We start from the raw sequence: 26,396 nt of genomic DNA, 5'->3' as shown, positions 1-26,396 counted from the left end.
TACGACGGTTGTTCGTGGTTTCAGAACCAACACAGTGGACGCGAGCAACTGAGGACAAGCCCTCGGCCTATTAGTACCGGTCACCTCCACACCTCACGGTGCTTCCAGATCCGGCCTATCAACCCAGTCGTCTACTGGGAGCCTTACCCCATCAAGTGGGTGGGAGTCCTCATCTCGAAGCAGGCTTCCCGCTTAGATGCTTTCAGCGGTTATCCCTCCCGAACGTAGCCAACCAGCCATGCCCTTGGCAGAACAACTGGCACACCAGAGGTTCGTCCGTCCCGGTCCTCTCGTACTAGGGACAGCCCTTCTCAAGACTCCTACGCGCACAGCGGATAGGGACCGAACTGTCTCACGACGTTCTAAACCCAGCTCGCGTACCGCTTTAATGGGCGAACAGCCCAACCCTTGGGACCGACTCCAGCCCCAGGATGCGACGAGCCGACATCGAGGTGCCAAACCATCCCGTCGATATGGACTCTTGGGGAAGATCAGCCTGTTATCCCCGGGGTACCTTTTATCCGTTGAGCGACGGCGCTTCCACAAGCCACCGCCGGATCACTAGTCCCGACTTTCGTCCCTGCTCGACCCGTCGGTCTCACAGTCAAGCTCCCTTGTGCACTTACACTCAACACCTGATTACCAACCAGGCTGAGGGAACCTTTGGGCGCCTCCGTTACCCTTTAGGAGGCAACCGCCCCAGTTAAACTACCCATCAGACACTGTCCCTGATCCGGATCACGGACCCAGGTTAGACATCCAGCACGACCAGACTGGTATTTCAACGACGACTCCACAACCACTGGCGTGGCCGCTTCAAAGTCTCCCAGCTATCCTACACAAGCCGAACCGAACACCAATATCAAACTGTAGTAAAGGTCCCGGGGTCTTTCCGTCCTGCTGCGCGAAACGAGCATCTTTACTCGTAGTGCAATTTCACCGGGCCTATGGTTGAGACAGTCGAGAAGTCGTTACGCCATTCGTGCAGGTCGGAACTTACCCGACAAGGAATTTCGCTACCTTAGGATGGTTATAGTTACCACCGCCGTTTACTGGCGCTTAAGTTCTCAGCTTCGCCCACCCGAAAGTGAGCTAACCGGTCCCCTTAACGTTCCAGCACCGGGCAGGCGTCAGTCCGTATACATCGCCTTACGGCTTCGCACGGACCTGTGTTTTTAGTAAACAGTCGCTTCTCGCTGGTCTCTGCGGCCACCCCCAGCTCACACTGCAAGAGTGATCACCAGGCGTGGCCCCCCTTCTCCCGAAGTTACGGGGGCATTTTGCCGAGTTCCTTAACCATAGTTCACCCGAACGCCTCGGTATTCTCTACCTGACCACCTGAGTCGGTTTAGGGTACGGGCCGCCATGAAACTCGCTAGAGGCTTTTCTCGACAGCATAGGATCATCCACTTCACCACAATCGGCTCGGCATCAGGTCTCACCCTGCATGAGCGGCGGATTTACCTACCACTCGGGCTACACCCTTACCCCGGGACAACCATCGCCCGGGATGGACTACCTTCCTGCGTCACCCCATCACTCACCTACTAACCGCTTGGTTCAGCGGCTCCACCACTCCCCCTCACTCCGAAGAGATCAGGGGCGGCTTCACGGCCTTAGCATCACGATGCTCGATGTTTGACGCTTCACAGCGGGTACCGGAATATCAACCGGTTATCCATCGACTACGCCTGTCGGCCTCGCCTTAGGTCCCGACTTACCCTGGGCAGATCAGCTTGACCCAGGAACCCTTAGTCAATCGGCGCACACGTTTCTCACGTGTGAATCGCTACTCATGCCTGCATTCTCACTCGTCAACCGTCCACGACTACCTTCCAGTGCCGCTTCACCCGGCAGACGACGCTCCCCTACCCATCACAGCACCCGTTGGGGCTATACGCTGCAATGACACGACTTCGGCGGTACGCTTGAGCCCCGCTACATTGTCGGCGCGGAATCACTAGACCAGTGAGCTATTACGCACTCTTTCAAGGGTGGCTGCTTCTAAGCCAACCTCCTGGTTGTCTGTGCGACTCCACATCCTTTCCCACTTAGCGTACGCTTAGGGGCCTTAGTCGATGCTCTGGGCTGTTTCCCTCTCGACCATGGAGCTTATCCCCCACAGTCTCACTGCCGCGCTCTCACTTACCGGCATTCGGAGTTTGGCTAAGGTCAGTAACCCGGTAGGGCCCATCGCCTATCCAGTGCTCTACCTCCGGCAAGAAACACACGACGCTGCACCTAAATGCATTTCGGGGAGAACCAGCTATCACGGAGTTTGATTGGCCTTTCACCCCTAACCACAGGTCATCCCCCAGGTTTTCAACCCTGGTGGGTTCGGTCCTCCACGAAGTCTTACCTCCGCTTCAACCTGCCCATGGCTAGATCACTCCGCTTCGGGTCTTGAGCGTGCTACTGAAACGCCCTATTCGGACTCGCTTTCGCTACGGCTTCCCCACACGGGTTAACCTCGCAACACACCGCAAACTCGCAGGCTCATTCTTCAAAAGGCACGCAGTCACGAGACGAGGACAAGTCCTCGTCCGACGCTCCCACGGCTTGTAGGCACACGGTTTCAGGTACTATTTCACTCCCCTCCCGGGGTACTTTTCACCATTCCCTCACGGTACTATCCGCTATCGGTCACCAGGGAATATTTAGGCTTAGCGGGTGGTCCCGCCAGATTCACACGGGATTTCTCGGGCCCCGTGCTACTTGGGTGTCTCTCAAACGAGCCGCTGACGTTTCGACTACGGGGGTCTTACCCTCTACGCCGGACCTTTCGCATGTCCTTCGCCTACATCAACGGTTTCTGACTCGTCCTACGGCCGGCAGACCGTAGAAGAGAGATCCCACAACCCCGCATGCGCAACCCCTGCCGGGTCTCACACGCATACGGTTTGGCCTCATCCGGTTTCGCTCGCCACTACTCCCGGAATCACGGTTGTTTTCTCTTCCTGCGGGTACTGAGATGTTTCACTTCCCCGCGTTCCCTCCACTTGCCCTATGTGTTCAGACAAGGGTGACAGCCCATGACGACTGCCGGGTTTCCCCATTCGGAAACCCCCGGATCAAAGCCTGGTTGACGACTCCCCGGGGACTATCGTGGCCTCCCACGTCCTTCATCGGTTCCTGGTGCCAAGGCATCCACCGTGCGCCCTTAAAAACTTGGCCACAGATGCTCGCGTCCACTGTGCAGTTCTCAAACAACGACCAACCACCCGTCACACACCAACACTCTGGTGCTTCACCGGGGCCGGCAACCGAAGACCCGACCAGACGGCCGTGCCCTCAGACACCCAACAGCGTGCCCGGCCAGATCCCGTCCGGAGATCATGCGTTCCACGCTCCGAAGAGCAGTACTAGCAGCCTCCGACCCGAGGTCCTGACCGAATAATCAACGTTCCACCCATGAGCAACCAGCACCGGACATTCGCCGATGTACTGGCCCCTGGACCGCCGAAGCGGCCTAGAAGTGCTCCTTAGAAAGGAGGTGATCCAGCCGCACCTTCCGGTACGGCTACCTTGTTACGACTTCGTCCCAATCGCTAGTCCCACCTTCGACAGCTCCCTCCCACAAGGGGTTGGGCCACCGGCTTCGGGTGTTACCAACTTTCGTGACGTGACGGGCGGTGTGTACAAGGCCCGGGAACGTATTCACCGCAGCAATGCTGATCTGCGATTACTAGCGACTCCGACTTCATGGGGTCGAGTTGCAGACCCCAATCCGAACTGAGACCGGCTTTTTGAGATTCGCTCCACCTCACGGTATCGCAGCTCATTGTACCGGCCATTGTAGCACGTGTGCAGCCCAAGACATAAGGGGCATGATGACTTGACGTCGTCCCCACCTTCCTCCGAGTTGACCCCGGCGGTCTCCTGTGAGTCCCCATCACCCCGAAGGGCATGCTGGCAACACAGAACAAGGGTTGCGCTCGTTGCGGGACTTAACCCAACATCTCACGACACGAGCTGACGACAGCCATGCACCACCTGTACACCGACCACAAGGGGGGCACTATCTCTAATGCTTTCCGGTGTATGTCAAGCCTTGGTAAGGTTCTTCGCGTTGCGTCGAATTAAGCCACATGCTCCGCCGCTTGTGCGGGCCCCCGTCAATTCCTTTGAGTTTTAGCCTTGCGGCCGTACTCCCCAGGCGGGGAACTTAATGCGTTAGCTGCGGCACCGACGACGTGGAATGTCGCCAACACCTAGTTCCCACCGTTTACGGCGTGGACTACCAGGGTATCTAATCCTGTTCGCTCCCCACGCTTTCGCTCCTCAGCGTCAGTAATGGCCCAGAGATCCGCCTTCGCCACCGGTGTTCCTCCTGATATCTGCGCATTTCACCGCTACACCAGGAATTCCGATCTCCCCTACCACACTCTAGCTAGCCCGTATCGACTGCAGACTCGGGGTTAAGCCCCGAGCTTTCACAATCGACGTGACAAGCCGCCTACGAGCTCTTTACGCCCAATAATTCCGGACAACGCTTGCGCCCTACGTATTACCGCGGCTGCTGGCACGTAGTTAGCCGGCGCTTCTTCTGCAGGTACCGTCACTCTCGCTTCTTCCCTGCTGAAAGAGGTTTACAACCCGAAGGCCGTCATCCCTCACGCGGCGTCGCTGCATCAGGCTTTCGCCCATTGTGCAATATTCCCCACTGCTGCCTCCCGTAGGAGTCTGGGCCGTGTCTCAGTCCCAGTGTGGCCGGTCGCCCTCTCAGGCCGGCTACCCGTCGTCGCCTTGGTGAGCCATTACCTCACCAACAAGCTGATAGGCCGCGGGCTCATCCTTCACCGCCGGAGCTTTACAGCCCAGGAGATGCCTCCCAGGCTCATATCCGGTATTAGACCCCGTTTCCAGGGCTTGTCCCAGAGTGAAGGGCAGATTGCCCACGTGTTACTCACCCGTTCGCCACTAATCCCCACCGAAGTGGTTCATCGTTCGACTTGCATGTGTTAAGCACGCCGCCAGCGTTCGTCCTGAGCCAGGATCAAACTCTCCGTGAATGTTTTCCCGTAATCGGGATGAACACCACGAGAGCGGTGCGAGAGGAGGAATGATCCCCTCGCACACAGCGTCCTCGCTGTGTTTTTCAAAGGAACCTCGTCCCAGCAGACGCTGGAGACGGGGTATCAACATATCTGGCGTTGATTTTTGGCACGCTGTTGAGTTCTCAAGGAACGGTCGCTTCCTTTGTACTCACCCTCTCGGGCTTTCCTCCGGGCTTCCCTTCGGTGTTTCCGACTCTATCAGATCTTTCCGATCCGATTTCCTCGGTGCTTTCCAGGTTTCCGCTTTCGCGTTTCCCTTTCCGGCGCTTCCGACTTTACCAGAACTTTTGAGCCAGTCTGACCGGCCCTTGTTTCCGATTCATCGGCAGAGGCTTCTTCATGATCGACCTTGTCGACATGTACAGAAGCAGATAGACGCTCACCGTCACCCTCGTGGACCATGTCCACCTCCGGGCAACTGTTTGAATCTACCTCCTCACCCGACCCGTGTCAACGGCTCCGGTGCGGCGAAGAGGAGAGTAGCAGCTCGGCGGCCCCAGACGCACATCAGGCGGCCGTCGGCACGGTCGCGCTTCGCTCGGTTGACGCAACGTCCCCTGTACCGCCGGCCCGTGCCGCTCGACCGCCGAGGACGTAGACGTAGGCCAGGAAGGCCAGCTCAGCGATGATCCCGATACCTATGCGGGCCCATGTGGGCAGGCCCGACGGCGTGACGAAGCCTTCGATGGCTCCGGAGACGAAGAGGACGAGGGCCAGGCCGATCGCCATGCCCAGCGCGGCTCGGCCTTCTTCGGCGAGAGCGATGCGGCGGGAGCGGGGGCCGGGATCGATGACCGTCCAGCCGAGGCGCAGCCCGGTACCGGCGGCGACGAAGACCGCCGTCAGTTCGAGCAGACCGTGCGGGAGGACGAGACCGAGGAAAGTGTCGAGCCGTCCTGCCGAGGACATCAGGCCGATGCCCACACCCAGGTTGAGCATGTTCTGGAAGAGGATCCACAGGACCGGCAGTCCCAGGAAGACGCCCAGGACCAGGCACATCGCTGCGGCCTGGGCGTTGTTCGTCCAGACCTGGGCGGCGAAGGCGGCCGCAGGGTGACTGGAGTAATAGGTCTCGTACTCGCCGCCGGGGCGGGTCAGCTGCCGTAGCTCACTCGGGGCTGCGATCGCGGCCTGTACCTCGGGGTGCGTACCGATCCACCATCCCAGGAGCGCGGCGACCACGGTGGACAGGAGCGCGGTGGGAACCCACCAGTGGCGGGCCCGGTAGACCGCCGCGGGGAAGCCCTCCAGCAGGAAGCGGGTGACGTCCCCCCAAGAGGCGCGGCGTGTCCCGGTCACGGCGCTGCGCGCGGCGGCGACGAGTTGGCTGAGCCGGCCGGTCAGCTGCGGGTCGGGTGCACTGGACTGGATCAGGGAGAGGTGGGTGGCGGTGCGCTGGTAGAGGGCGACGAGCTCGTCGGCCTCCGTGCCGGTGAGCCGGCGTCGGCGGCGGAGCAGGGTGTCGAGGCGGTCCCATTCCGCTCGGTGGGCGGAGACGAAGACGTCCAGGTCCATCGTGTCTGCCTGCTCCTCGGCTGGTTGTTCGACAACTCGTCGGCTGTTTCCGCTTGTCCTACTGCGGCGCGGTCGCCCTCAGCTTGGCAGACTGGCCGTTCTCGGGGCAGGCCAGGGGAAGGACGACGGGCGTGAGTGAGCTGGTGACGGGTGAGGCCGTGGCGCTGGAGGTGCGCCCGGCGAGGCTGCCCAGCAGGGCACTGGCGGTGATCCTCGACCTCGTCGTGACGGTGATGGTCTACATCGCCGTGTCCTTGGCTCTCATGGCGTCCACGGCTTCCCTGGACGAGGCCGCCCGGATCGCGGTCTCGATCGCGGCGTTTCTGCTCGTGCTGGTCGGGGGGCCGATAGCCGTGGAGACGCTCAGCCACGGGCGGTCTCTCGGGAAGATGGCTTGCGGGCTGCGTGTGGTCCGGGACGACGGCGGGCCGATCCGGTTCCGGCACGCGCTCGTGCGTGGGGCGATCGGTGTGGTCGAGATTCTGCTGACGTTCGGGGTCGTCGCCTGTATCGCCTCGCTGGTGTCGTCGCGGGGGCGTCGGCTGGGAGACGTGTTCGCGGGCACCCTGGTCGTACGGGAGCGGGTGCCGGCCGGGCAGGCGACCGCGGTGCCTCCGCCGCCGCCCTGGCTGGCGGGGCGTTTCTCCGCTCTCGATCTGTCGGCGGTTCCCGACGGGCTGTGGCTGGCGGTCCGGCAGTACCTGACGCGGATGCAGACTCTGGATCCGCAGGTCGGCTGGAGCATGGCCGAACGGCTCGCCGCCGATCTCGCCGCCCGCACCGGGACTCCGGCGCCGCGCGAGGTTCCGCCGGCCATGTATCTGGCGGCGGTGTTGCAGGAGCGGCAGGCGCGTGAGGCCCGGCGCGCGTTCCGCGGCGGCTCGTCGACGGGTGCGTGCGTCGGAGGGGCCGGCGTCCCGGCCGCCGGGTCCGGCGCTCCCGGCTTCCCGGCGCCGCAACCGCCGGCCCACGGCGTGCCACGACCGCCGGCGTACGGCGTCGGCGAGCCGTCGGGGACTCCCGTATCCGCCGCTGAGACTTCACCCGCCACGCCCCAGGACACCCCGGCCTGGGGCGCCCCGTCCACGGGCCTCCCGTCGCAGCACGCGGCGTCCGAGGACACATCGCCGACCGAGCGTCCCGGTACCGGGTTCGTGCCGCCGGCCTGACACGTCGGCCGGTCCGGGTTCGTCAACCTTCTCCGCACTCCCCCGGCCTTCCCCGCCCCGCAGCCTCAGGAGTCGAAGACCGAAGGGGGTGACTGAAGGTCCTCCAACTCGATGCCGGGGGCCGCCAGAACCACGTCCCCGGCGATGTGCACGGTGTGCTGTTCGCCCGTGTCCAGGGCTGTGACCTGGTATTCGTCCACGGTCAGCGGGCCGCTGTCAGTGGCGTGTGCTTCTCTTTCCACCAGCGCCCAGGACTGGTCCACGGTGCGGGGGGCGAGGACCGGATCCGTGAAGGCCACAAGGCGGACGCGGGTCGCGGAGGCGGAGGGAGTGAGGCGCAGGAGACGGGCGGTGGCGATGAGGAACGCGGGGGATGTGCCGGTGAAGGCATGGGCGCGCGCAGTGCCTTCGGTGGCATGGATGCCGGTGGGGTCGGTGCGGACCCAGGTGACGCCGTCGAGGGCGGCACCGCGCACCTGCCAGCCTCCCGCGTGGAGTTCGAGGCGGATGGGGCGGCCGAGGTCGTCGAGGGCAAGGTCGACGGAGCCGTGATGAGCGCCCGAGGGGGCGGTCAGCTGGGATACGTAGCGCCAGCCGGAGGGTCCGGGGGCGCACTGGAAGTGCTCTTCCGCGAGGGGGGTGTGATCGTGCGCATCGTGGAGCGAATAACGGCCGCGGGGCATGGGGGTCCTGGGGTGTGACGGGGTGGTCCGGCCGCTTCGGCACTGCGGGCAGGCGGGCGTGACGGCCGCCGGTCCGGTCGAGACCGCCGGTCCGGCCGAAAGGGGCAGGCCCCCGACACGGGGGTGCGGGGGCCTGCCTCGAAGGACCTGGCTGAGACGCGGGGTGCGGCTCGGTGGTGGTCAGTAGCGGTAGTGGTCCGACTTGTACGGGCCGTCGACCTCCACGCCGATGTACGCGGCCTGCTCGGGGCGCAGCGTGGTGAGCTTGACGCCGAGGGCGTCCAGGTGGAGGCGGGCGACCTTCTCGTCGAGGTGCTTGGGCAGCACGTAGACACCGGTCGGGTACTCGTCGGGCTTGGTGAACAGCTCGATCTGGGCCAGGGTCTGGTCCGCGAAGGAGTTGGACATCACGAACGACGGGTGACCGGTGGCGTTGCCCAGGTTCAGCAGGCGGCCCTCGGACAGCACGATGATCTTCTTGCCGTCCGGGAAGGTCCAGGTGTGGACCTGCGGCTTGACCTCGTCCTTGACGATGCCGGGGACCTTGGCGAGGCCGGCCATGTCGATCTCGTTGTCGAAGTGGCCGATGTTGCCGACGATGGCCTGGTGCTTCATCTTCGCCATGTCGGAGGCGAGGATGATGTCCTTGTTACCGGTGGTGGTGACGAAGATGTCGGCCGTCTCGACGACGTCGTCCAGCGTGGTGACCTGGTAGCCGTCCATCGCCGCCTGGAGGGCGCAGATCGGGTCGATCTCGGTGATGATCACGCGGGCGCCCTGGCCGCGCAGGGACTCCGCGCAGCCCTTGCCCACGTCGCCGTAGCCGAACACGACCGCGGTCTTGCCGCCGATCAGGACGTCGGTGGCGCGGTTGATCCCGTCGACCAGGGAGTGCCGGCAGCCGTACTTGTTGTCGAACTTCGACTTGGTGACAGCGTCGTTGACGTTGATCGCCGGGAAGAGGAGGGTGCCCTCGCGCTGCATCTCGTACAGACGGTGCACGCCGGTGGTGGTCTCCTCGGTGACGCCCCGGATCTCGGAGGCCAGCTGGGTCCACTTCTGCGGGTTCTCACCCAGAGTGCGGTTCAGCAACTCCAGGATGACGCGGTGCTCGTCGGACTCGGCGGTGTCGGGCGAGGGGACCTTGCCGTCCTTCTCGTACTCGACGCCCTTGTGGACCAGCAGGGTGGCGTCGCCGCCGTCGTCCAGGATCATGTTCGGGCCGCCGGTGGGGCTGTCCAGCCAGGTCAGCGCCTGCTCGGTGCACCACCAGTACTCCTGGAGGGTCTCGCCCTTCCAGGCGAAGACCGGAATGCCCTGCGGGTCGTCGGGGGTGCCGTCGGGGCCGACGGCGATGGCGGCGGCGGCGTGGTCCTGCGTGGAGAAGATGTTGCAGGACGCCCAGCGGACCCGCGCGCCGAGGGCCGTCAGGGTCTCGATCAGGACGGCGGTCTGCACGGTCATGTGCAGGGAGCCGGTGATGCGGGCGCCCTTGAGCGGCTGCTGCTCGGCGTACTCCGCGCGGATCGCCATCAGGCCCGGCATCTCGTGCTCGGCGAGGGAGATCTCCTTGCGGCCGAACTCGGCCAGGGACAGGTCGGCGACCTTGAAGTCCTGTCGGTTCTCGACAGTCGTCATGGGGTGCTGCTCCTCGGGGTTGGGGCGAGGTGGGTACGGCTGATCTGCGCGGCGGCGGACACGGGGTGCCCGAAGAGGACACAGGCATGCCCTCGTGCGCGCAGCGCAGTCCGTCGGAGGCCCTCTCTCCCTCGGCCGGCCTCTGCTCGGGCCGCCCGACCGCCATCAGCAGCGACGTCTGGCTCCGTCCCAAGCTACACCGCGAAGCGCGGCGGCCCACAGTCCGTGTCCGGACGCACAGGACCGTTCGCGGGGCCTCGTGATCGTCGCCGGGGGCGGCCGGGATCAGTGGCCGGTGGGGTGCGGGGCGGGTCCGCCCGGGGTGGCCTCGCGGTCCGGGCCCTTGGCCGCCTCGGCCTCGCTGTAGATGTCCGGTTCCAGGTAGATGACGCGGGCGATGGGCACGGCGTCGCGGATGCGGGCCTCGGCGGCGTTGATGGCGGCGGCGACCTCGGCGGCCGTGTCGTCGTGCTGGACGGCGACCTTGGCGGCGATGAGCAGTTCCTCGGGGCCGAGGTGGAGCGTGCGCATGTGGATGACGCCGGTGACGGTGTCGCCGTCGACCATGGCGGTCTCGATCTGCCGGACCACGTCGGTGCCGGCGGCCTCGCCGAGCAGCAGGGACTTGGTCTCGGCGGCCAGGACGAGGGCGATCAGTACGAGCAGGGCGCCGATGCAGACCGTGCCGATGCCGTCCCAGAGCCCGTCGCCGGTGAGCAGGGCGAGGCCCACACCACCGAGGGCGAGGACGAGACCGATCAGCGCGCCGAAGTCCTCCAGGAGCACGACCGGCAGTTCGGGGGCCTTGGCGCGGCGGATGAACTGCGGCCAGGACAGCTTGCCGCGCAGTGCGTCGGCCTCCTTGACAGCCGTGCGGAAGGAGAAGCCCTCGGCGACGATCGCGAAGACGAGGACGCCCACCGGCCAGTACCAGTGCTCCACTGCGTGCGGGTGGCGGATCTTCTCGATGCCCTCGTAGATGGCGAACATGCCGCCGACGGAGAACAGGACGATGGAGACGAGGAAGGCGTAGACGTACCGTTCGCGGCCGTATCCGAAGGGGTGCTGCGGGGTCGCCTCGCGCTGGGCCCGCTTGCCGCCGATCAGCAGCAGGAACTGGTTGCCGGAGTCGGCGAGGGAGTGCACGCCCTCGGCGAGCATCGACGAGGAGCCGCTGAAGGCGAATGCCACGAACTTGGCTACCGCGATGGCCAGGTTGGCGCCGAGTGCCGCCATGATCGCCTTGGTGCCGCCTGACGCGCTCATCTGTTCGCGTTGTCCCTTCGCCGTCGTGCTCGCTTGCGGCCTTGGCCAGTCCTCGGCCGGTGGGTCATTGTCGCAGCCCGGTTCGGCGACGGTTACCCGGGCGGCGGCCCGTTGGGCCGCCGCCCGCGCGGTCATACGACGACGGTGGCCCGGAACAAGGTGCCGGTGCCGGACACTTCGGCCTTTTCGCCGGCGGGGACGAACACGGACTGTCCCGGGGCGAGTTCCTGTTCGCCGGCCCGGACGGAGCCGGCCGCGCAGAGCAGGATCTGCGGGGTGTCGAGGGTGAGGTCGCGTTCGGCGTCGGTGCCTTCGGGCAGGACGTAGCGGGACAGGCGGAACTCGTCGACGGGGGTGTCGTAGACCTCCTCGCCGTCCGGGCCGGCCTCCGGGCACAGGATGCCGGGGTCGCGGGCCTCGAAGCGGACGATGCGCAGGAGTTCGGGGACGTCGACGTGCTTGGGGGTCAGGCCGCAGCGCAGGACGTTGTCCGAGTTGGCCATGATCTCCACGCCCAGGCCGTTGAGGTAGGCGTGCGGGATGCCGGCGCCGAGGAAGACCGCCTCGCCCGGCTTGAGGCGGAAGTGGTTGAGGAGCATCGCGGCCAGCACGCCCGGGTCGCCCGGGTAGTGGCGGGCGATGCCGGCATAGGGGGCGTGGTCGCCGCCGAGGCGGGCACAGGCGGCCGCGGCCTCGGCGACCGTCGCGGCCATCTCCTCGCGGTCGGCGGTGAGGAGGGCGGTGAGGACCTCGCGCAGGGCGGCTTCCTCGGGGCGGGCGCGCAGCACGTCGACGTACGGCTTGAGGGAGTCGACACCGAGGGCGTCGAGCAGTTCGGCGGCCCGGTTCGGCGCGCGGAAGCCGCACAGGCCGTCGAACTCGGTGAGCGCGCAGACCAGTTCGGGCTTGTGGTTGGCGTCCTTGTAGTTGCGGTGCGGGGCGTCGGCGGGGACGCCTCGGCGCTCCTCGTCGGCGTATCCCTCCTTGGCCTGTGCCAGGTCGGGGTGGACCTGGAGGGAGAGCGGGGCGCCGGCGGCGAGGATCTTGAGCAGGAAGGGCAGGTACGGGCCGAACTTCGCGACCGTCCTGGCGCCCAGTTCCTCCTCCGGGCCGGCCTCGATGACCTCGGCGAGGGTGCCGCGTGCGGTGCGCGAGGGTGCGCCCGGATGGGCCCCCATCCACAGCTCCGCCTGGGGTTCGCCGCTCGGCTCTGCACCCAGCAGGTGCGGGATGGCGGTGGTGGAACCCCAGGCGTAGGGGCGGATCGTGTTGTCGAGGCGGTCCATGCGCTTCTCTCTGCGGTTCTGGGCTGTTCTCGGCGTTCTCGGCGGTCTCAGCGTTCTTGGCTGTTCTCGTCTGCGCTCAAGGACAGATCAGGTGCCGGAGGCGAGCGCCAGGTAAACGGCGGTGAAATCCGTGACGGCGATCAGTTCCGCGAGGGTCTCGAGATCGTCGCCGGGGTCCGGCTCCAGCTCGCTGATCGGCGTGTCGTGGCTGAGGGCCAGGTCTCGGGCGGCCGGGGCGGCGGTCAGGCCGCCGAGCGGGCGGTCGCGCAGCAGCACCACGCGCGCGTGCAGGGCGGGCCGCTCCTCGACGCGGTCGCGGAAGAAGTCGTCCGGGTCGGCGCTGGCGGCCAGCGGACCGGCGAGCAGCGCGGTGTGCGCGGCGAGGGCTTCGGGCAGTTCGGCGACGATCGCGGGGATGCCGGACAGTTCGGCGAGCCCGGCGGCGAACCGGCGTCCCGCGGGGCCCGCGGAGGCGCCCTCGGTCCAGATGACCGGCAGCGCGTCGGCGAGTTCGGCGGCGAGGGTCTTGGCCGGGTTGCTGTAGGTGACGATGGCGGGTCCGCAGCGTTCGGCGATGTGGTCCAGCCGGTCGGCGGCCCTTTCCAGGGAGTCGGGCGGAGCGGTGAGCAGGCCGACGCGGTCCAGGAGTGCCAGCAGCGGCGTGAGCAGCGCCCACAGGACGCCCGGGGCGGATCCGGCGAGGGGTTCGCCGTGGTCGTAGGGGGCCGTGGCCATGGGGATGAACAGGCCGCGGGCGCCCTCGAGGGCCTCGGCGAGCGGGGTCCCCGCCGGGGCCACGGCGACGACCGTGCAGCCGCGCCGGTAGGCCTGCTCGGCGAGCAGGGACAGGCTCGGCTCGGTGCCGTCCGGGGTGGCGATCAGCAGCAGGTCGACGGAGCCTGCCCAGCCGGGCAGCTCCCAGCGCAGGGCTCCGGCGGCGGAGGCCACGCCCGTGGGTGCCAGCCGGGTCACGGGGCTGCCCGCGCCTGCGAGCGTGCCGAGCAGGTCGGCCGCGTGGGTGGCGGCGGCGCCGGGGCCAGCGATCAGGACGGCGCGGGGGCGGCCGTCGGGCCTGAGGCCGCTCACGCCGGCCTCGGCGGCGTTCCGGGCGGCGGTCCGGACGCGGGCGCCGGCCTCGGCGGCACCGCGGAGCAGTCCGCGGCGGTCGGCCTGGGCGAGCCCCTCCGGGGCGTCGAGCAGCGATTCGTCGAGCATGGGCGGCAGCCTCCCGATCGGGCACCGAGCGCCGGGTCGTCTTCGTGCGGACAGCGGAGCCCGTCCGGGCGAGGCGCTGGGCCTCTTCCGGACGGGTCTGCGTCACGCGGGGCGACGGGCCTCGTCGACGAGCAGGACGGGGATGCCGTCGCGGACGGGGTACGCCAGACCGCAGTCCTGCCCGGTGCAGACCAGCTCGGTGTCCTGCTCCTTGAGGGGGGCGTGGCAGGCCGGGCAGGCGAGGATCTCCAGAAGGCCGGCTTCGAGCGGCATGGGGTTTCCCTTCGGGCGGGCGGGGTGGGTGCGTCGGTGCGGTCGTACGGACGTGCCTGGTCAGGGTACCGCCGGTGGGGGCGGCGTGGCGGGGTCGGGCCGGGGCCCGCACGCCCGGACGCCGCCTTGACGGGGGTGGACGGCCCCTCAGCCCCGGATGATCGCCAGTGCCTCGTCCCGCACCTTGGCCATCGTCGCCTCGTCACGGGCCTCGGAGTTCAGCCGCAGCAGCGGCTCGGTGTTGGACGGGCGGACGTTGAACCACCAGTCGGCGGCGGTGACGGTGAGACCGTCGAGTTCGTCGACGGTGACGTCCGCGCGGCCGGCGTAGGCCGACCTGATGGCGGCGAGGCGGGCGGCCTGGTCGTCGACCGTGGAGTTGATCTCGCCGGAACCGGCATAGCGGTCGTACTGGGCGACGAGGGCCGACAGGGGGCCGTCCTGGCCGCCCAGGGCCGCGAGGACGTGCAGGGCGGCCAGCATGCCGGTGTCGGCGTTCCAGAAGTCCTTGAAGTAGTAGTGCGCGGAGTGCTCGCCGCCGAAGATCGCGCCGGTCCTCGCCATCTCGGCCTTGATGAAGGAGTGGCCCACGCGGGTGCGGGCGGGCGTGCCGCCGTTCTCCTCGACGACCTCCGGGACCGACCAGGAGGTGATGAGGTTGTGGATGATCACGCCCTTGCCGCCGTTCTTCGCCAGCTCGCGGGCGGCGACCAGCGCGGTGATCGCCGACGGGGAGACCGGCTCGCCGCGCTCGTCGACCACGAAGCAGCGGTCGGCGTCGCCGTCGAAGGCGATGCCGAGGTCGGCGCCCTCCGCGCGGACCCGCTTCTGGAGGTCGACGAGGTTGGCCGGGTCCAGGGGGTTGGCCTCGTGGTTGGGGAAGGTGCCGTCCAGTTCGAAGTACATCGGGACGAGGTCGACGGACAGACCGTCGAAGACGGTCGGGACCGTGTGGCCGCCCATGCCGTTGCCCGCGTCGACGACGACCTTCAGGGGGCGGAGGGAGTCCAGGTCGACGAGGGAGCGCAGGTACGCCGCGTAGTCACGCAACGTGTCGCGCCGGCTGATCGTCCCCTGCCGGGCGGCCGGCTCGGGGGCGCCCGAGGCGAGCCACCGCTCGACCAGTTCGCGGATCTCCGCCAGCCCGGAGTCCTGGCCGACGGGGGCCGCGCCCGCGCGGCACATCTTGATGCCGTTGTACCTGGCCGGGTTGTGCGAGGCCGTGAACATCGCGCCGGGCAGGTCCAGGGCGCCGGAGGCGTAGTACAGCTGGTCCGTGGAGCACAGGCCGATCCCCGTGACGTCGGCGCCGTGGCGTGCCGCGCCGCGGGCGAAGGCCCGGGCCAGGCCGGGCGAGGAGGGCCTCATGTCGTGGCCGGTCACGAGGGCGTCGGCGCCGGTCACCTCGGCGAAGGCCGCCCCGAAGAGTTCGGCCAGCGGCTCGTCCCACTGGTCCGGGACCACCCCGCGTACGTCGTACGCCTTCACGATCTGCGACAGATCAGCAGCCACGGCCAGCCCTTCTGAGGTCCTATCGGTCACCACAAACTACCGTCGGCATGCGAACAGAAGGCGGCGGAGGCGAGGGCCGAGGGTGGCGGAAGGATTTCGCGGGCTGCCCGGTGTCAGTTGTCGGGCGACCGGAGCACGCGCAGGTGGCCGCGGCGGGCGACCTCCATCGGGTCCGCGGTACGCGCGCCGCCACCGGCCTCGGCCGCCCGTTCCTGGGGCCTGGCCGCCTCGCGCACGGCGTTGGCAAGCGCTTCCAGATCGTCTCCGCTGGGCCGCGCGGGAGCGGAACCGTCGAGGAGCCGGACGACCTCCCAGCCCCGGGGCGCGGTGAGGCGCTCGGAGTGCTCGGCGCACAGGTCGTAGCAGTGGGGTTCGGCGTAGGTGGCGAGCGGGCCGAGGACAGCGGTCGAGTCGGCGTAGACGTACGTCAGCGTCGCTACGGCGGGACGGCCGCAAGCGGTGCGCGAACAGCGACGTACAAGGCTCACGACGATGGACGGTACCGCACTCTTGAGCGGGCCGCGACGACTCTCCACCAGGCCACTCCACCGTGTCGCGGTATGAAACGTCCCAGACGCACCTTCTGTCACACTTCGCTGACCTGCAGGAATGCCCCCTGTCGGGATCTCGAACACGTCGGATCCGGTCACGACCGGGTACAAAATCAGTCAATTACCTTGATATCGACGGTCCTGGAGAGATATGGAATCGAGCCCCAGCTTGGCTGAAATGCTCACCGGGCGACCGGCCGTGGCGGTGAGGGCAGGGCGTCCGGCGCGAGGTCCGTTGCCGAGTCCGGCGCAGCGTCCGGCGCAGCGTCCGGCACGAGGTCCGGCACGGGGTCCGGCACGGGGTCCGCGATGACGCGCGGGACCGGGCACCCGGGGACGCCGGGGACTACCCTTCACCAGTGATGGACACCCCTGTACCGCCCCGTGCCACCGGCCCCGGGCCCCGCCGACGTGATCGCCACGGCCGGGGCATGCGGGGTCCGATCGCCCCGCCGCAGGTGCCGCTCGCCGCGAGCCGCGCCGAGGCGTTCGCGGATCTGGTGCAGGACTCCGTGGACCGGCTGGAGCGGCGCTGGCCGCAACTGGCCGACGTCGACTTCTTCGTGGTGGAGGTGCCGCGGCTGGACGGGCCGGGGCAGCCGTGGAGCGACGAGGCGGTGCCGCTCGGGGGCACGGTCGCGTCGCGTGAGGGGCGACGCGCCCGCGTGGTCGTCTACCGGCGGCCGGTGGAGATCCGCACCAAGGGCCGCGACGAGCGCGCCGCCCTGGTGCACGAGATCGTCGTCGAGCAGGTGGCCGAACTGCTGGGGCTGACCCCGGAGACGGTCGACCCCCGTTACGGCGAGGACTGACCTCCCCGGTGCGGCGAGGACAGCCCCGACCCGTCGCCGCGCCGCCCCCGGGCCGCCCGGCTCACTTCTGCAGCACCGACAGGTCCTGCTCCGCGTGCGGCACCGCCACCATCCCCCGGTCGTCCGGCAGTGTCTGGATCGTGAAGCCGGAGTTGCCCTCCCGCGACGCCGTGAGGGTGCGCGCCCCGTAGACCGGGCCGCCGGAGATCCGCTCCACCGTGAGCGCGAACGTCCCCTTCAGGCCGGACGGCACCGGCGGGGCGATGTCCTGGGTCGTGCCTTCCTTGATCGTGTAGGTCTTCGAGACGGCCGTGCCGCCCCCGCTGCCCGCCGACGCGGTGACCTTGACCTGCGCGGTGGCGGTGGGAGCCGTCAGCGACAGTGTCGAGCCCTTGGCGCTGTTGTCGGGCAAGGTCGCCCGGGTCATGAACGGGCCGGCCGCCGGGATGAACGCCGTCTCCCGCCGGTCGCCCTTGCCCCTGAGGACCCGCAGCGCCGCGACCACGGGCACCGACCGCGAGGTCGGGGTCAGCACCAGCGACCCCGCCTCCTCACGCGTGACCTCACCGAGGTCGACGGCGGTCGTCATCCCGCCCTTGAGGTGGACCGTCTCGTGCCCGGCGGGCGTGATCAGCCCGGACGGGGAGGCGAGACGCACCTTCAGGTCGGCGTCGGAGTCGGCGGGCGTGAAGGCGATCAGCCGTACCTCCGTGGCGTCCTTGGGGATGCCCGGGAGCACGAGGCTGCCCGCCGGGTCCGCCGACGCCGCCAGCCAGTCCCCGCCCAGACTGTTGTCGAGGGCCTGCACCGCCGCCCCGACCCGGCCGCTGCGCACGCTCACGTGCACCGTGAGGTCCTGCTGCGCCGAGTCGGTGAGCGTGGACAGCAGGAGCGGCTCGCTGGAGTGCGCCGCAACGGTGATGCCCTCGCCGGCGGGCGACTTCACGGCGCCCTCCGCGCCGTAGAGCTCGATGTCGACGACGGCCGGGGAGTCGTCCGGGTTGGTCAGGTGGATGTAGTCGGACCGGGCTGCGGCCGTGCTCGCGCCGGGGAACCAGAACTGGGTGTCCGGCGCGGTGCAGGTCACGCCCAGCAGCCCGCGGCCGGCGCCCACGGCGACCTCGGTGGTCTGCTGCACCGTCCAGCCGGGCGCGAACTTGCCCTCGGCCGTGCCGATCAGCGCGGGCGCTTCGCCGCCCGAGGTGTCGCCGGTGACGGGTGTGCCGGGCTCCTTGGGTTCCAGGACCGACTTGGCGGTCTTGTTCTTTCCGCCGTCCTTGGTCTTGCCCTTGGAGCCGCCCTTGGCCGTGTCCTTCCCGTCACCCGTGTCCGACTGCTCGGTGGCGGGCATGAGCTGGGCCTTGCCCGTGCCGCCGGTGCCCGTGGTCACCGGGGTGAAGGACGTGTACGCGGTGTCGGCTATGTCGGAGGTGCTCGGCGCCGGGCACACCAGGGTCGTGCGCTCGACGGGCAGTTGCGCGGCCGCCGTGGCGGGGCCGGCGCCCGCGGCGTCCGGCGTGTCCAGCGCGGCGAATCCGGTGACGGCGGCGAGCGCGGTCACGCCGGCGATCAGGGACAGGGTCGTGCGGTTCACTGCTGGCTCCCGTCGGGGCGCTCGTTGCCGTTGCCGTGCGGGTGGTGCTGAGCCGGGTCGTACGGCTCCTCGTATCCCTGCTGGTACGTCTGGCCGTAGGGCGCCGCCGGGGGCTGGCCGCCGTAGCCGTACTGGTCGTACTGGCCGCCCTGGTACGGGTCGGGCTGGTACGCCTGGTCGTAGCCGCCCGCCGGGTACTGCTGGGGCTGGGCGCCCTGGTACTGGCCGTCGCCCTCGTACTGGCCGTCGCCGTAGGCGCCGTACTCGGTCGCGGCTCCCGCGTAGGCGGTGGTGTCCCACTCGTCGTAGGACTGCTGGTGCGGGACGGCGGCGGGCTCCTCGTCCGCGGCGGGAGGCGGCACGGTGCCCGGTTCCGCCGCGAACTCCTGCCGCCCGAACTCCTCCTGGCCGACCCCCTCCTGACCGGCTTCGCCCTGTCCGGCCTCGTCTGCCTCGGCCTCGGCCTGGGCCCGCAGCCTGCGGGCCCGGCGGCCCTCCCCGGCGACGGCCTGGGCGGGGACGAGCTCCTCCTCCGGCAGGTCGTCGTCGACGTCGCGGCGCCGGCCGGGCAGGGCGAGCACGACGAGGACGACGGCGAGGGCGCCCTGGGCCCACAGCCAGGCCGTGTGGCCGAACGGGTCCTCGAAGGTGACGTCCAGCTTGCCGCCGGAGGCGGGGAGCTGGAAGCCCTGGGCCCAGTCGTCGACGGTGGTGCGGGTGAGCGGCCTGCCGTCCAGGGTGGCCGTCCAGCCCGCGTCGGCGGAGTCGGCCAGGCGCAGCACGCGGCCCTCGGCCCCGGACGGGATCGTGGTGTGGATCTCGACAGGTCCGGCGGCGACGGGCTGGGCGGTGCCGGAGCCCGCGGCGGGCATGATGGCGGCGCGCGAGACCTCCTGGTTCACCCGCCACAGGGCGCTGCCGTCCTGCTGGCTGAGCCGGGTCAGCCCGGGCGTGGCGTCCAGGACGCGGCTGACGTCGCGGGGCGCGCCCTTGTGGACCAGGACGTAGCGCACGGCGAAACCGCCGAGCTGGCCGGCCTGGTCGGCGCCGGAGCCGGCGACCAGGTTGGCGACGACCTTGTCCAGTTGCTTGTTCCCGCCGTTCACCGCGGCGAGTTCGGCGTCGCCCATGCGAGCGCCGGAGCCGCGTACGAGCATGTAGCCGACGTGGGCGGGCGAGTCGCTGTCGAGAACCAGGGTGCGGGCCTGGTCGCGGGTGCCGCTCTCCTCGGCGACGAACGCGGGCACCTGCACGGGGTCGCGCCGCTCCACCGGGCCGTCGGCGCCGCCGATCATCCAGCCCGCGGCGACGAGCAGGGGGCCGGCGGCCGAGGCGAAGGCGATCAGCGCGGCGACCGGCTGGCGCCAGCCGAAACTCTGCTCGGCCACGCGGGCACGTGCCCCGTCGGCGCCGATCACGGCGGCGGCGAGGAGGGCGAGGCCGTAGACGAGGGTGGCCGGGCCGGCCCAGGTGGAGCCGTTGGACAGCACGGCGAAGACGAGCGCCACCAGGGCGACCGCCCAGGCCGTCCAGATCGCGAACTGGCGCTCGGAGCGCAGCAGGGCGGCCAGCGCGGCCAGGACGATGCCGATGAGCATCAGTCCGTGCATCGTGCCGGGGCCGCCGGGGCCGGCGCCGAGCAGGTCCAGCGCGGAGGCGGCCGAGGAGCCGTACTCCAGGCCGGCCTCGTGGAAGAAGCCGAACGGCAGCAGCGACAGCGACCAGGGCGCGAGGACCAGCAGCGGGGTGCCCAACTGCGCCAGGAAGCGCAGCCCGTGGGCCACGATGTCGTCGCGGCGCACGACCAGCACGCCGAGGCCGAGCAGGAGCGCGATGGGCCACACGATCGGCGTGAACGCGGTGGTCACGGTCAGCAGCAGCGCGTACGCCCAGGTGGCCCGCCAACTTCCGCGGGCGCCGGGGGCTTTGGCCAGGCCGGCGGCCGCGACGCCCGCGCGGGCGATCAGCGGCAGCAGCACGGCCAGTACGGCGGTGCCGATGCGGCCGCCGGCCAGCGCGCCGGTGATGGCCGGCAGGAAGGCGTAGGCGACGGCGCCCCAGGCGCGCAGCAGGCGGGAGGGGACCAGCGGGCGGGAGGCGAAGTACGCGGTGAATCCGGCCAGCGGTACCGAGCCGACCAGCAGGACGGTGACCGCGAGCCCGGTCGAGCCGAGCAGCAGGGAGGCGAGCATCGCGACCATCGCCAGGTACGGAGGCGCGGACGGGGTGCCGCCCGCGCCCACCGGGTGCCAGGAGTCGAGGTAGCGCGACCACAGTTCCGAGGAGCCGGCGGGCGCGGGCAGCAGGGCGCCGCCCGCGAGCGCGCCGCCGCCGAGCAGACCGCGGCAGGCGGCCAGGGAGACGAACAGCAGCAACAGGAAGAGCACCGGGCCGGGTTTGCGGGCGATGCGCTTGAGACGGGCGAACTGCTCGATCTCCAGGAAGTCGGCGTCGTCGCCGCCGGGCCCGGACTCGATCGCGCCTCCGTGCCGGCCGGCCGAGGACGCCTCGGCGTCGGAACCGCCCACGAGGTTGCCCGCGACCTGTTCCACCGTGACGCGGATGGTGGCGCCCGGCGGCGGGAGCAGCGCCCGCAGCTCCCCCTTGTCGATCTGCGGCTTGCCGCGTCTGCCGCGGCCCGCGATGATCCGCTCGGGCCGCAGCAGGACACCCATCAGACCGCGGATCTCGTCGACGGCCTGCCCCGGCACCTTGCCGACGAGGTAGGCGACGGTCCGCAGCAGGGTGCCCAGGACCAGGCGCAGCAGCACCCAGGGCAGCGCTGCCGTGCGGGTGTTGACGAGCAGGGTGTAGACGGCGCCGGCCTTGTCGACCTTGTGCGGGGAGGCGGCGGTGCGGCCGACGCAGTCGACGGTCCGGCGCTCGCGGGAGGCCGCCTCGGCGTGCCGTACGACGGCTTCGGGGGCGACCAGGACACGGTGGCCGGCGGAGAGGGCACGCCAGCACAGGTCGACGTCGTCGCGCATCAGGGGGAGCCGACGGTCGAACCCGCCCAGTTCCTCGAAGATGTCACGCCGGATCAGCATTCCGGCGGTGGACACCGACAGCACGGGCCTGACGTGGTCGTGCTGGCCCTGGTCCTGCTCGCGCCGGTCGAGGCCGGTCCAACGGCGACCGGAGTTGGCGATACTGACGCCCACTTCGAGGAGCTGCCTGCGGTCGTACCAGCCGCGCAGCTTGGGACCGACCACCGCCACGTCGTCCCGGCCGAGTTCGTACTCGTTCTCCACGACGCGCAGCAGCTGGGCCAGGGCGTCGGGTTCGGGGGCGCAGTCGTCGTGCAGCAGCCACAGCCACTGCACCGGCTCCCCGTACGGCAGTTCGGGCAGGTCGTAGGTCTCGTCGCGCCAGGTGCGCGTGACGGGGTCCCAGCTGCTGGGGCGCTTGAGGTAGGGCAGGTCGTCCGGGGTGAGGACCGGGGCGCTGTGGACGGCCTCCTCGACGGCCTGTCCGAAGCCGGTGCGCCGGGCGAGGTGCAGGACGCGATCGGCGCCGAGGGCGTCGGTGACCACCTGGGCCGACTCGTCCGCGCTGCCGGTGTCGGCGGCCACGGCGCACTGCACGGGGCGCTCCTGGCCGAGCAGGCCGGCGAGCGCGTCGGGCAGCCAGCGCGCGCCGTCGTGGGAGACGAGCACGGCGGTGACGACGTGGCGCGGGTACTCCGGTGTGCCGGTCTGGTCGGACACCGTCGCACGCGCGGGGTCGGGCACTGGGGCAGCGCCGTCGTAGTGGGCTGCCGCATGGCTGTGCACGGACATCGAGATACGGGCCCCGGTTCGGTGGACTTCGGTGGACGCCCGTGCCCGGTGGGGGCAGGGGGCGTGTCGGACGAGCGACCACACTATCGGCTGGCCAACAAGGCGGCCCGTCGCCTGTGGATAACCCACCTGCGACGGGCCGTTCGTGACGTTTTCCGGGGGATGTGAGCGGAGCCTGCGGTGGTACGGCGGTCAGACGGCCGCCTTCTTCAGACGGCGGCGCTCCCGCTCGGACAGACCACCCCAGATGCCGAAGCGCTCGTCGTTGGCGAGGGCGTACTCGAGGCACTCGGAGCGGACCTCGCAGGCGAGGCAGACCTTCTTGGCCTCGCGGGTGGAGCCGCCCTTCTCGGGGAAGAAGGACTCGGGGTCGGTCTGGGCGCACAGCGCGCGCTCCTGCCAGCCGAGTTCCTCGTCCGCGTCGTCGACCAGCAGTTGCTGCACCAGCTCGGTCATGTGCGCCCCTCGTCTGTCTTTCGCGTCCCCGTGATGCAGCCGTTATCTGTCCGGCTGAACGACACGAGTGAAATTACAAGTGTGCTGCTCCGGGCGAGTCAAGCCGAGATCTGCTATTGAGCCCCTTATTCACTCTGCGGAACCAAGGCCATGCGGAAAGTGTTCAAATCGTCATAAACCATGACACATGGCCGAGGCTCCGAAGGTCTCGCGCCCCACGCGGAGCCCGCACAGGGAAGGACGCCCCGGACTTCGATCTCGTTCCGACACGCACACCGAAGCGACCTGGATCACGGTCTGATCACGGGATCGCAACGGGGCTTGCGCGCCCGGCATGTGCGCCATGTGTCCCGGTACCCCCACGAGCAAACCTTTCATCTGTGAGATGAACCGGATGAGGTGAAACATGTCCCACATTCCGGGCGTCAAGTTGACAGTGGGGGTGTGAGCCGCTTGCCTAGAGGGCATGCTCGCGAACTCGGCACTCACCACGACCCGCACCGCCGGGTCCCTCGGTGCTGCCCACGCTCGCTGCAGCTGTCGCTGTTGCGGCTGTTGAGCCCCCGCGCGTCACGCGTGCTCCAGCCGTCGTCCGGACCTTTTCGGCCGGGCCCCCGTTCCCTCTGACCTTCTTTCACCGAGGAACCTCCCCACCCTCATGAACAGCGACAGCGACCTCCAGATCGCCGGCGACCTCCTCGAAGTCCCGCACCTGCTCCAGGCCCCCCGCGAACACCCCTCCACCGTGGCCGAGTTCGTCGGACTGGCCCGCTCCCTCGCGGCCGACCGCGCCCAGTGGGCGCACCTCGTCCGCTACGACGCGACGACCCGCTGGTACCACCGGCTGCGCACCGGCCCGGGCTACGAGGTGTGGCTCCTGTCCTGGGTGCCCGGACAGGGCAGCGGACTCCACGACCACGGCCCCTCCTCCGGCGTGCTCACGGTCCTGGACGGCGAGCTGACCGAGCGCACCGCGCGGGCCACGCGCGCGCTGGGGGCGGGCGCTCAGCGCGTGTTCGCGCCCGGGTACGCGCACGAGGTCGTCAACGACTCGCTGGAGCCGGCGGTCAGCCTGCACGTCTACTTCCCCGGCCTGACCGAGATGCCCATGCACGCCCGGTCCTCGACCGGGGCGGCCCACACCGCCGCCCAGTGCGCAGGGGTCCTCCCCGGGCTGGCGGGCGCGGCCGGCGCCTGAGCCGCCGGCGGGGGACGTGTCCCTTGCCCACAGGCCGCACCGAGTCGGCCCGGCGGCTGACACACTGTGTCCATGCGGATTGTGGTTCTGGCAGGCGGCATCGGTGGTGCCCGGTTCCTGCGCGGCCTGAAGCGGGCCGTGCCGGACGCGGACGTCACGGTCATCGGCAACACCGGCGACGACATCCACCTCTTCGGGCTGAAGATCTGCCCGGACCTGGACACGGTGATGTACACGCTCGGCGGCGGCATCGACGAGGAGCAGGGCTGGGGCCGGACCGACGAGACCTTCCATCTCAAGGAGGAGCTCGCGGCGTACGGCGTCGGACCGGACTGGTTCGGCCTGGGCGACCGCGACTTCGCCACGCACATCGTGCGCACTCAGATGATCGGCGCCGGGTATCCGCTCAGCGCGGTGACCGAGGCGCTGTGCGACCGGTGGAAGCCGGGGGTGCGGCTGATCCCGATGACCGACGACCGGGTGGAGACGCATGTCGCGGTCACGCTGCCCGACAGCGGCGCCACCCCGGGCCCCGGCGAGCGCAAGGCCGTCCACTTCCAGGAGTACTGGGTGCGGCTGCGGGCCTCGGTACCGGCGGAAGCCGTGGTGCCGGTCGGCGCGGAACAGGCCAAGCCGGCGCCCGGCGTGCTGGAGGCGATCGCCCAGGCCGACGTGATCCTCTTCCCGCCGTCCAACCCCGTCGTCTCCATCGGCACCATCCTCGCGGTGCCCGGCATCCGGGAGGCCATCGCCGACGCAGGGGTACCGGTGATCGGCCTGTCCCCCATCGTCGGGGACGCGCCCGTGCGCGGCATGGCCGACAAGGTCCTCGCCGCGGTCGGCGTGGAGTCCACGGCCGCGGCGGTGGCCGAGCACTACGGCTCGGGGCTGCTGGACGGCTGGCTCGTCGACACGGTCGACGAGGCCTCGGTCGGGCGGGTCGAGACCGCGGGCATCCGGTGCAGGGCGGTGCCGCTGATGATGACCGACGTCGACGCCGCCGCCCGGATGGCGGGCGAGGCGCTCGCACTGGCCGAGGAGGTGCGCGGAGCATGAGCGGCACGACGGAGGAGTCACCGGCCGACGCCCCGGAATTCCGGGTCTGGGCGGTGCCCGGGATCCCCGAGGTCGCGCAGGGGGACGAGCTGGCCAAGCTGATCGCCGCCGCGGAGCCCGGACTGGCCGACGGGGACGTGCTGCTCGTCACCTCGAAGATCGTCTCCAAGGCCGAGGGGCGGCTGGTCCGGGCGGCCGACCGGGAGGCCGCGATCGACGCCGAGACCGTACGGGTCGTGGCCCGGCGCGGAGCGCTGCGGATCGTGCAGAACCGGCAGGGGCACGTCATGGCGGCCGCCGGAGTCGACGCGTCCAACACCCCTACCGGCACGGTGCTGTTGCTGCCGGAGGATCCGGACGCGTCCGCGCGCGCGATCAGGGACGGGCTGCGCGACGCCTTGGGCGTCACCGTCGGAGTGCTCGTCACCGACACCTTCGGGCGGCCCTGGCGCGCGGGGCTCACCGACGTCGCCATCGGCGCCGCGGGCGTACGCGTGCTGGACGATCTGCGCGGCGGCACGGACGCGCACGGCAACCCGCTGAGCGCCACCGTCGTCGCCACCGCCGACGAACTGGCCGCCGCGGGCGACCTGGTCAAGGGCAAGGCGGCCGGGCTGCCCGTCGCAGTGGTACGCGGGCTGCGGCATGTGGTGGTCGAGGAGAACGGCGAGGACGGAGGAGGAGCGCGGGTCATGGTGCGTGACGCGCGCGACGACATGTTCCGGCTGGGGACCTCCGAGGCCGTGCGGGAGGCGGTGACCCAGCGGCGTACCGTGCGGTCCTTCACCGACGAGCCCGTCGATCCCGGCGCGGTGCGGCGAGCGGTGGCCGCGGCGGTGACGGCACCCGCGCCGCACCACACCACGCCGTGGCGGTTCGTGCTCCTCGAGTCCGCGCAGTCGCGCACGCGGCTGCTCGACGCGATGCGGGAGGCCTGGATCGCGGACCTGCGGCGGGACGGAAAGAGCGAGGAGTCGATCGCCCGACGGATCCGGCGCGGTGACGTGCTGCGCAACGCGCCGTACCTCGTGGTGCCGTGCCTCGTCATGGACGGCTCGCACGAGTACGGCGACGAGCGGCGGGACGGCGCCGAGCGGGAGATGTTCGTCGTCGCCGCCGGGGCCGGGGTGCAGAACTTCCTGGTCGCGCTGGCCGGGGAGCGGCTCGGCTCGGCGTGGGTGTCCTCGACGATGTTCTGCCGGGACGTGGTGCGCGAGGTGCTGGGCCTGCCCGCGGACTGGGATCCGATGGGGGCGGTCGCCGTCGGGCATCCGGCGGAGCAGCCGAAGCCGCGGCCGCAGCGGGACGCGGGAGCGTTCGTCGTCTCCCTGTGACC

General features: G+C 69.6%; 17 protein-coding genes and 2 rRNA genes. 5 read left to right on the top strand and 14 right to left on the bottom strand.

Features of this window, described 5'->3' with window-relative positions:
- Window positions 1-50 precede the first annotated feature (50 nt).
- From TNCT6_RS18845 to TNCT6_RS18830, 3 genes are all read right to left on the bottom strand, one after another.
- A 23S ribosomal RNA gene (locus TNCT6_RS18845) occupies window positions 51-3,174 on the bottom strand.
- A gap of 312 nt (window positions 3,175-3,486) precedes the next feature.
- Window positions 3,487-5,012 (bottom strand): 16S ribosomal RNA (locus tag TNCT6_RS18840).
- The 16S and 23S rRNA genes sit together here, the layout of an rRNA operon.
- 552 nt (window positions 5,013-5,564) lie before the next feature.
- The gene (locus tag TNCT6_RS18830; RefSeq protein ID WP_141360468.1) at window positions 5,565-6,572 is read right to left on the bottom strand and encodes a stage II sporulation protein M; all 1,008 of its coding nucleotides are present in this window, start codon (window positions 6,570-6,572) and stop codon (window positions 5,565-5,567) included.
- Between the two features lie 131 nt (window positions 6,573-6,703).
- On the opposite strand from TNCT6_RS18830, the gene TNCT6_RS18825 reads away from it, so the two are divergent.
- Window positions 6,704-7,741, top strand: coding sequence for an RDD family protein (locus TNCT6_RS18825; protein WP_141360467.1), 1,038 nt, complete (start codon window positions 6,704-6,706; stop codon window positions 7,739-7,741).
- 65 nt (window positions 7,742-7,806) lie between these two features.
- Here the strand turns inward: TNCT6_RS18825 and TNCT6_RS18820 are convergent, their stop codons facing one another.
- The 8 genes from TNCT6_RS18820 to TNCT6_RS18780 form a co-directional block, all read right to left on the bottom strand.
- Window positions 7,807-8,424: a hypothetical protein gene (locus TNCT6_RS18820; RefSeq protein WP_141360466.1), complete on the bottom strand. Its 618-nt coding sequence runs from the start codon at window positions 8,422-8,424 to the stop codon at window positions 7,807-7,809.
- A gap of 180 nt (window positions 8,425-8,604) precedes the next feature.
- On the bottom strand, window positions 8,605-10,062 hold the full coding sequence (gene ahcY, locus TNCT6_RS18815) for an adenosylhomocysteinase (RefSeq protein WP_141360465.1): 1,458 nt from the start codon (window positions 10,060-10,062) through the stop codon (window positions 8,605-8,607).
- A gap of 285 nt (window positions 10,063-10,347) precedes the next feature.
- Window positions 10,348-11,328 carry a cation diffusion facilitator family transporter gene (locus TNCT6_RS18805; RefSeq protein ID WP_141360464.1) on the bottom strand — a complete coding sequence of 327 codons (981 nt, stop codon included), beginning with the start codon at window positions 11,326-11,328 and terminating at the stop codon, window positions 10,348-10,350.
- 131 nt (window positions 11,329-11,459) lie between these two features.
- Window positions 11,460-12,614, bottom strand: a complete 1,155-nt coding sequence (manA, locus tag TNCT6_RS18800) for a mannose-6-phosphate isomerase, class I (RefSeq protein WP_141360463.1) — start codon at window positions 12,612-12,614, stop codon at window positions 11,460-11,462.
- 87 nt (window positions 12,615-12,701) lie between these two features.
- The gene (locus TNCT6_RS18795) at window positions 12,702-13,829 is read right to left on the bottom strand and encodes an SIS domain-containing protein (RefSeq protein ID WP_141360462.1); all 1,128 of its coding nucleotides are present in this window, start codon (window positions 13,827-13,829) and stop codon (window positions 12,702-12,704) included.
- Window positions 13,830-13,931: 102 nt separating this feature from the next.
- The gene (locus TNCT6_RS18790) at window positions 13,932-14,102 is read right to left on the bottom strand and encodes a Trm112 family protein (protein ID WP_141360461.1); all 171 of its coding nucleotides are present in this window, start codon (window positions 14,100-14,102) and stop codon (window positions 13,932-13,934) included.
- A gap of 147 nt (window positions 14,103-14,249) precedes the next feature.
- Entirely contained in the window at window positions 14,250-15,614 is a 1,365-nt protein-coding gene (locus TNCT6_RS18785; protein ID WP_141360460.1) for a phosphomannomutase/phosphoglucomutase, read from the bottom strand.
- 113 nt (window positions 15,615-15,727) lie between these two features.
- Window positions 15,728-16,150 (bottom strand): DUF3499 domain-containing protein, encoded by a 423-nt coding sequence (locus TNCT6_RS18780; RefSeq protein WP_141360459.1) that lies wholly within the window; start codon window positions 16,148-16,150, stop codon window positions 15,728-15,730.
- 377 nt (window positions 16,151-16,527) lie between these two features.
- Between TNCT6_RS18780 and TNCT6_RS18775 the strand changes: the two genes are divergently transcribed.
- A complete protein-coding gene (locus tag TNCT6_RS18775) occupies window positions 16,528-16,977 on the top strand; it encodes a metallopeptidase family protein (protein ID WP_141366581.1) in 450 nt (149 codons plus the stop codon).
- 61 nt (window positions 16,978-17,038) lie between these two features.
- Here the strand turns inward: TNCT6_RS18775 and TNCT6_RS18770 are convergent, their stop codons facing one another.
- From TNCT6_RS18770 to TNCT6_RS18760, 3 genes are all read right to left on the bottom strand, one after another.
- Window positions 17,039-18,571 carry a DUF5719 family protein gene (locus TNCT6_RS18770; RefSeq protein ID WP_141360458.1) on the bottom strand — a complete coding sequence of 511 codons (1,533 nt, stop codon included), beginning with the start codon at window positions 18,569-18,571 and terminating at the stop codon, window positions 17,039-17,041.
- Window positions 18,568-22,350, bottom strand: a complete 3,783-nt coding sequence (locus TNCT6_RS18765) for a glycosyltransferase (RefSeq protein WP_141360457.1) — start codon at window positions 22,348-22,350, stop codon at window positions 18,568-18,570. The genes TNCT6_RS18770 and TNCT6_RS18765 overlap by 4 nt, the downstream gene beginning before the upstream one ends.
- Window positions 22,351-22,542: 192 nt before the next feature.
- Window positions 22,543-22,806 (bottom strand): WhiB family transcriptional regulator, encoded by a 264-nt coding sequence (locus tag TNCT6_RS18760; RefSeq protein ID WP_003975777.1) that lies wholly within the window; start codon window positions 22,804-22,806, stop codon window positions 22,543-22,545.
- A 658-nt stretch (window positions 22,807-23,464) separates the two neighbouring features.
- Here TNCT6_RS18760 and TNCT6_RS18750 point away from each other — a divergent pair.
- The 3 genes from TNCT6_RS18750 to TNCT6_RS18740 all read left to right on the top strand — a co-directional run bounded on the left by TNCT6_RS18750 (window position 23,465) and on the right by TNCT6_RS18740 (window position 26,394).
- A complete protein-coding gene (locus tag TNCT6_RS18750) occupies window positions 23,465-24,004 on the top strand; it encodes a cysteine dioxygenase family protein (protein ID WP_141360456.1) in 540 nt (179 codons plus the stop codon).
- Window positions 24,005-24,076: 72 nt separating this feature from the next.
- Window positions 24,077-25,060, top strand: a complete 984-nt coding sequence (gene cofD / locus TNCT6_RS18745; protein WP_141360455.1) for a 2-phospho-L-lactate transferase — start codon at window positions 24,077-24,079, stop codon at window positions 25,058-25,060.
- On the top strand, window positions 25,057-26,394 hold the full coding sequence (locus TNCT6_RS18740; protein WP_141360454.1) for a coenzyme F420-0:L-glutamate ligase: 1,338 nt from the start codon (window positions 25,057-25,059) through the stop codon (window positions 26,392-26,394). The genes cofD and TNCT6_RS18740 overlap by 4 nt, the downstream gene beginning before the upstream one ends.
- Window positions 26,395-26,396: the final 2 nt, after the last annotated feature.

Origin of the sequence: Streptomyces sp. 6-11-2 (assembly GCF_006540305.1) — a bacterium.
In the GTDB taxonomy this organism is placed as follows: Bacteria; Actinomycetota; Actinomycetes; order Streptomycetales; family Streptomycetaceae; genus Streptomyces.
The sequence above is the reverse complement of the archived record's forward strand: the minus strand, read 5'-3'. Positions and strand labels throughout refer to the sequence as shown.